Origin of the sequence: uncultured Intestinibacter sp. (genome assembly GCF_902468165.1) — a bacterium.
Taxonomy (GTDB): Bacteria; Bacillota; Clostridia; order Peptostreptococcales; family Peptostreptococcaceae; genus Intestinibacter.
In genome coordinates this window covers 1-13411 of sequence record NZ_CABQXJ010000015.1, presented here as the reverse complement: position 1 = coordinate 13411, position 13411 = coordinate 1, and the positions used below count along the sequence as shown (strand labels likewise).

General features: G+C 29.1%; 11 protein-coding genes. 10 read left to right on the top strand and 1 reads right to left on the bottom strand.

Annotated features, from left to right (window positions below):
* Positions 1-20: 20 nt before the first annotated feature.
* From pfkA to RDX53_RS04385, 10 genes are all read left to right on the top strand, one after another.
* Positions 21-980 (top strand): 6-phosphofructokinase, encoded by a 960-nt coding sequence (gene pfkA, locus RDX53_RS04430; protein ID WP_195929543.1) that lies wholly within the window; start codon positions 21-23, stop codon positions 978-980.
* Positions 981-1062: 82 nt separating this feature from the next.
* Positions 1063-2823 carry a pyruvate kinase gene (pyk, locus tag RDX53_RS04425; RefSeq protein ID WP_195929544.1) on the top strand — a complete coding sequence of 587 codons (1761 nt, stop codon included), beginning with the start codon at positions 1063-1065 and terminating at the stop codon, positions 2821-2823.
* Between the two features lie 415 nt (positions 2824-3238).
* Positions 3239-4810, top strand: coding sequence for a sodium-dependent transporter (locus tag RDX53_RS04420; RefSeq protein ID WP_195931320.1), 1572 nt, complete (start codon positions 3239-3241; stop codon positions 4808-4810).
* Between the two features lie 345 nt (positions 4811-5155).
* Entirely contained in the window at positions 5156-5848 is a 693-nt protein-coding gene (locus RDX53_RS04415; RefSeq protein ID WP_195931319.1) for a hypothetical protein, read from the top strand.
* Positions 5849-5926: 78 nt separating this feature from the next.
* Positions 5927-7291: a 23S rRNA (uracil(1939)-C(5))-methyltransferase RlmD gene (rlmD, locus tag RDX53_RS04410; protein WP_195931318.1), complete on the top strand. Its 1365-nt coding sequence runs from the start codon at positions 5927-5929 to the stop codon at positions 7289-7291.
* Between the two features lie 190 nt (positions 7292-7481).
* A complete protein-coding gene (locus tag RDX53_RS04405; RefSeq protein WP_307993768.1) occupies positions 7482-8915 on the top strand; it encodes an MDR family MFS transporter in 1434 nt (477 codons plus the stop codon).
* A gap of 209 nt (positions 8916-9124) precedes the next feature.
* Positions 9125-9538, top strand: a complete 414-nt coding sequence (locus RDX53_RS04400) for an EamA family transporter (protein ID WP_195931316.1) — start codon at positions 9125-9127, stop codon at positions 9536-9538.
* A gap of 405 nt (positions 9539-9943) precedes the next feature.
* Positions 9944-10684, top strand: coding sequence for a D-alanyl-D-alanine carboxypeptidase family protein (locus RDX53_RS04395; protein ID WP_195931315.1), 741 nt, complete (start codon positions 9944-9946; stop codon positions 10682-10684).
* A gap of 216 nt (positions 10685-10900) precedes the next feature.
* The gene (gene udk, locus RDX53_RS04390; RefSeq protein WP_195931314.1) at positions 10901-11518 is read left to right on the top strand and encodes a uridine kinase; all 618 of its coding nucleotides are present in this window, start codon (positions 10901-10903) and stop codon (positions 11516-11518) included.
* A 231-nt stretch (positions 11519-11749) separates the two neighbouring features.
* Entirely contained in the window at positions 11750-12319 is a 570-nt protein-coding gene (locus RDX53_RS04385) for an NUDIX hydrolase (RefSeq protein WP_295573622.1), read from the top strand.
* Positions 12320-12491: 172 nt separating this feature from the next.
* Here the strand turns inward: RDX53_RS04385 and RDX53_RS04380 are convergent, their stop codons facing one another.
* A complete protein-coding gene (locus RDX53_RS04380; RefSeq protein ID WP_295573625.1) occupies positions 12492-13277 on the bottom strand; it encodes a methyltransferase domain-containing protein in 786 nt (261 codons plus the stop codon).
* Positions 13278-13411 lie beyond the last annotated feature (134 nt).

Here is a 13411-nt window from a genome sequence, read left to right as displayed (position 1 = left end):
ATGGTTTTAGGAGGTAGCTTATGAAAACAATAGGAATATTAACAAGTGGTGGAGATGCTCCAGGAATGAACGCCGCTATAAGAGCAGTCGTAAGATCAGCAATCTATTATGGTTGCAAAGTGTATGGAATTAATAGGGGATATAAGGGATTAATAGAAGATGACGTACAAGAAATGAACTTATCATCAGTAGGTGACATTATACATAGGGGAGGAACTATTTTAAAATCTTCAAGATGTGAAGAGTTTAAAACTGAAGAAGGAAGAAAAATAGCAGTTAAGGTTCTTAAAAAATATGGGATAGATTGTCTAGTTGTAATTGGAGGAGATGGTTCATTTAATGGGGCAAGTAAATTAAGTGAATTAGGGTTCCCAGCAATAGGGATACCAGGAACAATAGATAATGATTTAGCATATACAGACTATACAATTGGATATTTCACAGCTATAGAAACAGTAATTGATGCTATCGGTAAAATAAGGGATACATCATCTTCTCATGAAAGGGTTAACATTGTTGAAGTTATGGGAAGACACTGCGGGGATTTAGCTTTATATGCTGGTCTTGCTGGTGGTGCAGAAACAATAATACTACCAGAACATCCAGAAAATATAGAAACTGTATGTGACAGATTAGAAACAACTAAAAAAAGAGGTAAAAAACACAGCATAATCGTTTTAGCTGAAGGTGTAGGGAATGCACATGAAATAGGAAAACAAATAGCAGAAAGAACAGGTTCAGATTTGAGAGTAACAATTCTTGGACATGTACAAAGAGGTGGTAGTCCGACTGCATTTGACCGTATCCTAGCAAGTAGATTAGGGGTAAGAGCAGTAGAATTATTACTAGATGGTAAGTCTGCTAGAGTAGTTGGATTAAGAGATGATAAAGTTATCGACATGGACATACATGAAGCTTTAGCTATGAAAAAAGATTTTGATAAGTATACTTATAAAATGACACAAATTCTATCTATATAGTGCTATAAAAGTCAAAAATACTATTTTTTATAGTTTTAATTATATAATAATTTATGTAACAAGATTTAGGAGGATAACATTTATGTTAAAAAACGCAAAAAAAACTAAAATAGTTTGTACACTAGGACCAGCTTCTGATAGCGAAGAGGTATTAACACAATTAGTAGAAAATGGTCTTAATGTGTGTAGATTTAACTTCTCTCATGGGGATCATGCAGAACAAAAGGTAAGAATGGATACTGCGAAAAGGGTAAGGGAAAAATTAAATGTTCCAGTAGCATTATTATTAGACACTAAAGGTCCAGAAATAAGAACAGGAAAATTTGCAGACCCAGAAGTTCTTTTAGAGCAAGGTCAACAATTCATAGTAACTATGGATGATGTTTTAGGAACAAAAGAAAAATGTACAGTAAGTTATAAAGAATTAGTTAACGATGTTAAAGTTGGGGATACTATACTTATCGATGACGGTCTTGTTGGATTAAAAATAAACGAAATAAAAGGGAATGATATAATCTGTACTGTTGAAAACTCAGGAATAGTTAAAAACCACAAAGGTGTTAACTTACCAGGTGTAAAAATAAACTTACCAGCATTAACACCAAAAGATATAAGTGATATAGAATTTGGTATAGAACAAGATATCGATTTTATAGCAGCATCTTTCGTTAGAAAAGCTTCTGACGTATTAGCTATAAGAGAAATATTAGAAAACAACAATGCTACTCATATACAAATAATATCTAAAATAGAAAACCAAGAAGGTGTAGAAAACTTAGATGAAATATTACAAGTTTCTGATGGTTTAATGGTAGCAAGAGGGGACTTAGGAGTTGAAGTTCCAACAGAAGAAATGCCAATAATACAAAAAGACATGATAAGAAAATGTAATGAATTAGGGAAACCAGTTATAACTGCTACTCAAATGTTAGACTCTATGATAAGAAATCCTAGACCAACAAGAGCAGAAGTAACAGACGTTGCAAACGCTATATATGATGGAACTGATGCAATAATGCTTTCAGGAGAAACTGCTGCAGGTAAATACCCTGTTGAAGCTGTTAAAGTTATGGCATCTATATCAAAAAGAATAGAAGAAACTTTAAAATATGAAGAAATACTAAGAGAAAGAAACTTAAAAGGTTCTACAGTAACAGATGCTATAAGTTATGCTACTTGCACAACTGCAATAGAATTAAATGCTTCTGCAATAGTATCTTCAACTTCTTCTGGATATACAGCTAGAATGGTATCTAAATTTAGACCTAAAACACCTATCATAGCTGCTACTGATAGCGAAAGAACTAGAAGACAATTAGCTTTAAGCTGGGGAGTTTATTCAGTACAAGCTGATCAAGCAAAAAATACAGATGATGTTATAGAATATTCTATAAATGCTGCTAAAGAAGCAGATTATGTAAAACAAGGTGAATTAGTTGTAGTAACTGCTGGTGTACCAGTTGGTGAAAGTGGAACTACTAACTTAATAAAAGTTCACGTAATGAGTGAAGAAATAGCAATGGGTATGGGTGTAGGTAGAGACACTGTTGAAGGAAGAGTTAAAATCGTAAAAGATGGAGAAACTTGTGTAGACTTCAACGAAGGTGATATATTAGTTACATCTATGACAAATTCAGATATGAATCAATATATTGAAAAAGCTGCTGCTATAGTAACAGAAGAAGGTGGAATGACTTCTCATGCTGCTATAGTTGGTATAAACTTAGGGAAACCAGTTGTAATGTCAGCTTCTGATATAATGAATAAAGTTGAAAATGGGGAAATAGTAACTGTAGATGCTACTAGAGGAGTAGTTTATAGAGGCTCAAGTAGAGTTTTATAAGAAATTGTTATCCTAAATTGTGTTAAATATACTTTAGCAAAATAAACAAAGAGAATTATATTTATTTGTAAATTAAATAGATATAATTCTCTTTTTATTTTGAATAATTATTTTATAAAAATTTACTAAAATGGTAAAAAATTCAAATAATTATTGAAATTTATAAAAAATGATGATACTATTATTTTATAAAGAGGGCCACTAATGTAGCAGATGCTTTAAATTTAGTGGCCCTCTTTATAAAATAAATAGTCAGAAAATTTAATAAAATATTAAAACTTATAATACGATAATAGACTAAATTTGGATATAAATATAGCATTAATGTTTTATTAAATTGAAATTATATTTCTGATTTATTTAAGTTATATTTGTTTTGTTTAGGTCATAATATTTAACAAAGGAGGGGTAAAAGATGGCAGATAATCAAAACAGAGATCAATGGGGTTCGAAGATAGGTCTGATTCTTGCGATGGCAGGGAATGCAGTTGGACTTGGTAACTTCTGGCGTTTCCCATATATAGCAGCCACTAATGGTGGTGGAGCATTCATGATTCCATATTTCTTCGCACTAATCGTTATAGGTTTACCTACAATGTTAGTCGAATGGGCAATAGGACGTTATGGTGGTGCTCATGGACATGGTACAGTAGGTCCAATGGTATATATACAAGCTAGAAAAGCTATATCTCCGAAAAAAGCAATTATATTAGGTTCTGTATGCGGAGCAATAGGTTTTGGGGTAACTGTATTAGTTAACTCATATTACACTCATATCATAGGTTGGTCATTAGGATATGCAGTTAATTCATTAACTGGTGGATATGTAGGTGTAGATTCTGGAGCATTCTTTGTAAACTATGTCACTGATCCTAAAAACTTAATATTCTGGATTATAGGTTTAGCATCTTTAGGATGGGCAGTTATGAAAGGTGTATCTGAAGGTATAGAAGCTTGGGCTAAAGTAATGATGCCAGCTATATATGTATTTGGTATCATATTAGCAGTAAGAGCCGTAACATTAGGCGCTCCTGTAAATCCAGATTGGTCATCTATGAAAGGTTTAAATTTCGTTTGGAATCCAGACTTAAGTCAGTTAACATCAGCTTCAATAGTTACTGCTACAGGTCAAATATTCTTTACGTTATCTTTAGGAATGGGTATAATTTGTAACTACGCATCATACCTACAACCAGATGAAGATATAGTAACAGCTTCTGTAGCAACAGTAGCATTAAATGAATTTGCAGAAGTTATATTAGCTGGTACATCTGTTATACCTATTTCTTATGCATTCCTTGGACCAGAAGGTATCAAAGGTAGTATAGGTTTAGCATTTATGGCATTACCAAATGTATTTACTACAATGGCTGGTGGTAGAATATTTGGTGCAGTTTGGTTCTTCTTATTATTCTTTGCAGGATTTACATCTGCAATAGCAATGTACAACTACTTAGTTGCATTACTAGAAGAAGAATTAGGCGTAGAAAGAAAGAAAGGTGCTATAGTAATATTCATATTATACTTAATCGTTGGTGCTCCAATAGCTGCTGAAGGTATAATAACTGGAGAAGCTAACTTAGTTTACTTCACAGAAGTAGATAACTGGATAGGTAACTACTTACTAATAGTTCTTGGATTATTAGAAGTTATAACACTTGCTTGGTTAGTTAAAGATGAAGGTCTAGAAGAAATGAACAGAGGTGGATTATGGCATGTACCAAAATGGTTCTATAGAGTATTCCATCAATTCTTAACACCAATTTGTATAATAGTATTCTTAGCAATATTCACAAAAGACTACTGGACAGCTGGTAACTTTAAAATCACTCCATCATATATCGAAGGAATTGAATATATGGCTCCTTGGGTAAATGCAGCAAGATTAGTTGTTGTAGTAGTATTAATAATTGGATTTGCACAAACATATAGAGCTATCAAACGTAAATATAAAGATGAAATAGAATCTAACAAAGCAAATGCTTAGTTGCATTAAAATAATTACTTAGTCGTGTTTAATAAATAAAGGATGGTGAATTATCATGACAGGTGCAGCATATACATTTTTAGGTATTGTTTGGGTTGCTATATTAGGAACAGCTGGAATAGCTTTAAAGAAAATAGTTGGCAATAGAGCATAATAATGACACTTTAAAGTGACATAATTAATTAAAAAAGAAAACCCTACAAAAACTTTGTGGGGTTTTTTTATAACACATATTTTTAAAAGTTTTATTTAAATTTTAATTAGAAGGAATTATACTTATATTACGGATATATTTAAATTGTATTCATAAAAAGGTTATATATTTAAACAGAGGGGGTGTATTAATTGGGTTCAAATACAGTAGCATTAACAATTAATAATCTAAGCAAAGAAATTAAAAAATTAAAAGGCCTTAAAGATAGACAAAAAGGTAAGTATTTATCTGATTTAGACAAATTAAATGCACAATATAAAGACTTAGAATTACCAGATTATTTTACGACACAGTATAACCAATTAAATAAAAAGGGGAATGAACTTCTTAAAGATATCAGAGGCGGAAAACATGTAGACAATGTAGCAAATGATATTCCTATTTATATAAGATATTTAAAAGCATCTTTAATGGACTTTGAAGGTAAAACAAATAAACTAAAATATTATCTTCTTAGTTTCTATTTAACATCAGCATTATTTATGGCATTTACACCTCAGTTTTACGGTTATATATTACCACTTATATTTTTAGTACCAATATTCCTAGGTGTAAGAGGATGTAAAAAGAGATCAATAAATGGATTTTATATGAGTATGAGTGTAATACCGGTTGCGATTATGACGGCAGCTACATGGATTAGATACGGAATACAAGCAATGGGAGATTTTGATACATATGTAAAGGCTATTGTTGATTCGGGATTAAGTCAATCAATGTCTGAAAAATTAATATATGTCGGTTTTGTCGGAGGTATATTATTACTTGTAGTAGCATGTTTCCAATTATATTTTGGATTTAAAAATAAAGATTTATTTATTTAAGGACTTTATAAGTCCTTATTTTTTTGGTAAAATAAATTTTTGAAGTCAAAAAAAATTGTTCGGAGGAAAAGGGAACCTATGTTATCAAAAAATAAAGAATATATAGTAGATATAGTAGATATAGGTCAAGGTGGCGTAGGAATTGGAAAATACGAAGGTTTTACTGTATTTGTCGATGGTGGACTTGTACAGGATAAAATAAAAGTTAAAATTACAAAATCTAAAAAAAATTATGCTGTTGGAGATATGATAGAAATAATTGAAAAATCACCATTTAGAGTAGCTAGAAAATGTAGCGAAAATCTTAGACAGTGTGGTGGATGCCAAATTCAAGAATTAGACTATCAAAAACAGCTTGATATAAAAACAAACGAAGTAAAACAAGTTATAAGTAGGATTGGTAAACTAGATGACGTTGTGATTCACGACACTCTAGGAATGGAACATCCTTTTAGATATAGAAATAAAGCTCAATTTCCAATTCAAAAGAAAGACAATATGCCTGTTATAGGATTTTATAAAAAGAAAAGTCATGACTTGATATCGACTGATGAATGTATAATACAACATGAAGTAAATGATAAAATAATAAAAATAATAAAAACTTATATTAGAGCCTATAATGTAAGTATTTATGATGAAAAAACACATAAAGGTTTATTAAGACATGTAGTAACTAAAGTTGGATTTACTACAGGTGAAGTGATGATCGTTTTAGTTGCTAACGGTAAGAAACTACCATATTTAAAAGAATTAGCATCAGTTTTAAAAGAAAATATACCTGGATTTAAAACTCTTGTTGTAAATGTTAATACACAAAAAACTAATGTTATTTTAGGAAAAGAAAATATAGTTGCTTATGGAGATGGAATGATTAGAGACTATATAGGTGAATTAGTATTTGAAATATCACCATTATCGTTCTTCCAAGTTAATCCACTTCAAACTGAAGTTTTATACAATAAAGCTTTAGAATATGCAAATTTAGGCGAAAATGACACAGTATTTGATATTTATTGTGGAATAGGTACTATATCATTATTCTTAGCACAAAAGGCTAAGAAGGTATACGGAATAGAAATAGTAGAAGACGCAATAAAAGACGCTAAGAGAAACGCTAAGATAAATAACATGGATAATGTCGAGTTCTATGTTGGAAAGGCTGAAGAAGTCGTTCCAAAGATGTATAAAGAAGGAAAAAGAGCTAATGTAGTAGTTGTCGACCCGCCAAGAAAAGGGTGCGATGAAAAAGTACTAGATACGATAATTTCGATGCAACCAGATAGAGTGGTTTATGTTTCATGTAATCCATCTACTCTTGCAAGAGATTTAGCTTACTTAAATGAAAGAGGATATAAATGTCATGAGATTCAACCTGTGGACATGTTCCCACATAGTGTTCATGTTGAAAATGTGGCATGGTTATCAAAAGCTGATAACTAAAAGCAAATATCCAATTATAAATAAATTAAAGTTAATATATATGTTTATATTAATTAAAATAAAAACTCCCATTTACGGGAGTTTTTTTGTTTTGATTACTTACAAGAAAGGTAACCTAAATTGACAGTGGTATTATTTGTATAATATAATAATTTATGTTATTTACAATTGTTGGGAGGAAAAAGGAATTATGGGATTGGAATTAAGTGAAAGGAAGAGAAACATCATATTTGTTAACGTTCTCATAGGGTGTATTGTTTCGACTATGCTTTCAACTGCGTTAACAACTATTTTATCATCAGTAATGGATTCGTTTAATATTGATGCTGCAATGGGACAATGGCTTACGAGTTCATATTCACTAGTAATGGGGATTATGATGCCTTTAACGGCATATTTGATTAATACTATTTCGACAAAGAAATTATATATCGTTTCTATTGGATTGTTTATAGTAGGTTTAATCTTCTGTATATTTGCGACAAAATTTGAAATTATGTTATTAGGTCGTCTTATACAGGCATGTGGAGCAGGTATATTAACAGCAATGACTCAAGTTATTGCGTTGACAATTTTCCCTGCTGAAAAAAGAGGAACAGCTATGGGGTGGTATGGATTATCAGTAGGAGTAGCTCCAGTGATTGCACCAACATTAGCAGGAATTATTTCAGATAGTGTTGGTTGGAGAATGTTCTTTGTATTAGTTCTAGTTATAGCGATTATATCATTTATAGTATCTGTTTTTGTGTTCGAAAACGTTTTAGAAACGAAGAATCAAAAACTAGATATTGCTTCATTTATTTATAGTATTTGTGGTTTTGGTGGTATAACCTTGATGGTTGGTAGTATTTCAGGTGGGAATTGGAAGAGTATGAATTTTATTATTTTATCAAGTATTGGAATATTAGGAATGATATTATTTTTACGAAAACAGTTAAAACTAGAAGAGCCATTTTTAGAAATTAGATTAGTTAAAAATAAAATTTTTACAATGTCTTTAATCGGAAGTATATTACTTTACTTTATTGTTCTTGGATCTTCTGTGATGTTGCCATTGTATGTACAAACTATAAAAGGTTATTCTGCAACAATTTCAGGATTTGTAACATTGCCAGGAGCTATTGTAATGGCAGTATTAAGTCCTATAGCAGGAAAGATATATGATAAATTAGGTATAAGAAAATTATATATATCAAGTGCTATATTATTATTCATAGGAAGCGCAGGAATGAGTCGAATTACAATAGAAACATCTATATGGTGGGCATGTATTTTAAATATATTCCGTTATGCAGCAATAGGATGTATACTTACACCTATTATGACATGGGGAGTTAATAATATTGAAAATAGTTTAACATCACATGGGACAGCACTTATAAACACACTTAGAACAATTGCAGGTGCAATTGGAAGTGTAGTATTTGTAGGGATAATGACTTCTGTTGCTTCTAACTCTACAGCTATAGATTCTAATTTAGCACAACTAGAAGGGATGTCTGCATCATTTGTTGGAATGGCTATTGCATCAGCAGTATTCTTAATAATTGGGATTTTAGGAGTAAAAGATGCTGAATTTGATGATGAATATGCTCAAGAAGACGAGTCTGAAGTAGTTATATAAAAATATTAGAATAAATTCCTTCTTAAAGTATAAGAAATAAATTGATTTTAATTATCTAAAATACAGTTTAATAAAGATAAATTAGGAGATAGAATTATAGCTTATCTCCTAATTTATTTTCAAGTAAAGTTAGGTATAATAATATTTGGATCATATTGATTATTTTGGTATAATTGAATTAGAATTATATGAATAAGGGGGTGGAAAATATGTGGTTAGTATTTGCGATTTTATCATCTGTATTTGCAGCATTAACTTCTATTCTTGCAAAGGTTGGGATTGATGGTGTAAATTCAAACTTAGCAACTGCAATAAGAACAGTAGTAGTTCTTGTTATGGCATGGGCAATGGTATTTTTAACCAATACGCAAAGTGGTATTGTGGAGATTAGTAAAAAGAGTTGGACGTTTTTAATTTTATCAGGTCTTGCTACAGGAGCATCTTGGCTATGTTACTACAAAGCATTACAGATAGGAGATGCATCAAAAGTTGTTCCAATTGATAAATTAAGTGTGGTAATTACTTTAATTTTGGCATTTACATTTTTACACGAGCAATTCACAATGAAATCAATAATAGGCTCAATTTTAATTACAGCAGGTACATTATTTATGGTATTGTAGATTAGTTTATATTTATATAAACTAATCTTATATATATAATATAAAAGGTAGCTGCATATTTTTTGCCTTTGTTATGATAATGATTTTCATTATACAAAAATATCAAAATAAGTTATTATAAGACATTTAAAGATAAGTAAAAACTCAATAATAACAAAAATAAGTCGATAATTAAAAAAACAAGAGAAAAATATGGAATAAAATGGTATACTAGAAAGTGAGTAATTAATTAGAATAATGAAGTATCTAAGTAAATACAGATGCACATAGTATACAATATAAAATTTCATTATAAATGATGAATTATAAGAAGCAGATATAGATACTCCATATAAAAATTATTTATAAATAATCAAAATACAATATAAAAAGATTATTAGTAAATGAGGGGTAGGAGATATTAATATGAATAGTATAAAGAAAATAGGAATGATAACAGGTTTTTCTATTGTTTTAGGAGCTGGGGTTTTTATGACAAATATCAATATAAATAATTTATTTAATGATAAAGTTGTTTATAGTGATATAAATGAAAAAGTAAAAGAAGCAAATCAAGAAAAATCAGAGAAGACAAAGGTAAAAAAAGAAGCTAAGAAAATAAAACCATCTAAAGATAAAAATGGGGCGTATAATGTAAATGGAACTATAATTGTTAATAAAAAATATGGTTTAGATGAAAATTATACATATAAGGACAATCAAGAATTGTATGATGAGGCTACAGAGGCATTTGAAAAAATGCAAAAAGATGCTGAAAAAGATGGAGCATGGTTTCATATAGTAAGCAGATATAGAAGTTATGCTGTTCAAAATTGGGTATATGAATCATATAAAAAAGAAAGGAAAAATGTAGATACATTTTCTGCAAAACCAGGATATAGCGAACATCAAACTGGTCTTGCTTTTGATTTGAATGGAGAAGATCAAGAAACATCTTCAAATGAAAAATTTGAAGATACAGAACAATATAAATGGCTTAATGAAAATGCATATAAATATGGATTTATATTGAGATATCCAAAGGATAAAATTGATATAACAGGATATAAATTTGAGCCTTGGCATTATAGATATGTAGGAACAGAAATAAGTTATGCATTAAAAGATAGAGATATAACTTTAGAAGAATATTTTAATCTTAAATAAATACTTCTAATAAAAAAGTAGTTGGTATTAATATGGATGCCAGCTACTTTTTTTATTGATAAATATATATTTTTTTAACTTATTTAAAATAAAAATTGTAAATTCTTTAAAGGCTATTGAAAAGTAATTTTATATAAGATATTATAGAAATAATATGTTTTAAAATATAATATAAATTATAAGTTAAAAATAAATAAGAACGAGTAGGTGTGCAGAATGAAAAAAGATATATGTATAGTAGGTATAGCAGGTGGTTCTGCTTCAGGGAAAACTACTATTGTAAATAACATAAAAGAGTTATTTCAAAATGACATTGAACTAATAAGTCATGACAATTATTATCTATCAAATGATGATAAAACTATGGAAGAAAGAGTTAAATTAAACTATGACCATCCATCATCATTCGACACAGATAAAATGATAGAAGACGTTAAAAAATTAAAATCAGGTGAAATGATATACAGACCTGTTTACGACTACACTCAACATACAAGAGCGAAAGAAGTTGTAGAAGTTCATCCTAAAAAAGTTATAATACTAGAAGGTATATTAATACTAGAAGATCCAAGACTTAGAGATTTAATGGATATAAAAGTATTCGTTGATACTGATGCTGATGAAAGATTAATGAGACGTATATTAAGAGATACACAAGAAAGAGGAAGAACAGTAGAATCAGTTTTAAATCAATATGTAACTACTGTAAAACCAATGCATGAGCAATTTGTAGAACCTTCTAAAAAATATGCTGATATAATAATTCCTAGAGGTGGCGAAAACAAAATAGGAATACACATATTACAAGAGCATTTAAAATTAATGTTAGACTAGGTTTAAGTTAAAAATTATTTTATTATAAGATAATCAAACTAAATAATATAGTAAAGTACGTAAATTCTATATTATACAAATAAGATATATATAATATAACTGAAGTTTGTAATATTATAAGTGCAGATGATTAAATAAAATTTATTTGATAATCTGCACTTATTTTTTTATTAGTAAAGTCTCCTACATAATATAATTAATATATAATCATATTATGTAGGAGGCTTTACTTTGAATTATATACAAGCGATAAAAAATTTTGAACCGATAAACGAACAAGAGCAAAACGATAAGAAACTAATTTTAAATTTTATAGAAAAAAATAATGATGTACTTTATAGAGAAAATGAATATGCACATATGACTAGTTCGGGGCTTATTTTTAATAAAAACTTAGACAAAATACTTATGGTTCACCATAATATCTACAATACATGGTCATGGACTGGTGGACATGCTGATGGGGAAGATGATTTATTAAAAGTAGCGATTAAAGAAGCAAAAGAAGAAACAGGAGTAAAAGATATAGGTGTTTTGGATGAAAATATAATAGCTATAGATATTTTACCTGTTGTTCCACATATAAAAAGAGGAAAATTTGTAAGTGGACATCTCCACTTCTGTATATCATATGCTTTAGTAGCAGATGAAAGTAGTCATACTGAAGCTAAGCTAGACGAAAATAGTGGTGTTAAGTGGATAAAAATAGATGAACTAGAGAATTATTCAAATGAACCATATTTAATTGGAATATATAGAAAAATACACAAAAAGGTTCTTATGGATAGAGAAATTAAATAATAAAAATGAAGGATAGAAAATTTATCTTTCATATTGTTTTGAACTCGAAGTATAGGATATTTTAATAATAAAAATATATCTAAACAAAATAAAAAGCTATGGTAAAATGAAACTTAAATATTTTATCATAGCCTTTTTATTTTAATTTATATAATTAAATTCTAAGTTTATATTATTTTGATTTTGTAGCAACTACAAATAATCTCTTATAATTAAATAAAACACTGCCATCAGCTCTTAAAGAATAAACATTTTTTAATTTTATTAAGTAGTTATTTTTAAAGTTTTCTCTAAAATCATCACTAGGAAGTGCGTTTAAATAATCTTTCATACTAGTACTTTCATACCATTGTAATATACCTTCAAGCCCTTGCATTACATGCATATAAGTTGTAGTCCATATTTGTATATCTTTTGCGCTTGATAAGTGAGATAATACATCATAATAAAAGTCAGGTTGATGATGATTAAATCTCAATTTTTTTCCTTCAAAATAAGGTCTATATTTTTTTACATATTCTAATTCATATAGCGCTTGTTGACCTTTAATATTATCTACTAATGGCAATTGTATTGCTATAGTTCCACCTATATTCAATAAAGCATACCATTTTTTTATCAATTCTTCATGATTTGTCATACGTTGAATAGCAGCATTTGAAAATACTATATCGAATTTCCCCAATGCACTTAAATCCCATGTAGCATCCATTAATCTGAAGTCCATATCTGGATAAAGTAATCTAGCTTTTTCAATCATAGTAGGTGAGTTGTCTATACCGATAATTTCAGCATTAGGCCATCTTCTCTTTAACTCGTTAGTACTATTACCAGAACCACAACCTATATCTAGGATACGATTAGGATTATCTATTCCTATTCTTGAGATTAAGTCTTTTGCAGGTAAAGTTCTTTCTTTACCGAATTTTAAGTATAAATCTGGATTCCAATCTATCATTTTAAAATTCCCCCTTTGAAAAAAAACTCTATATACTATGAATTAAAGCACTATTAAGTTGAAAGTGCAAGAAGAAAAAAATAAATTTCATTATAAGTAAAAATATTTTTATATATATTTTAAAATTAATTTTT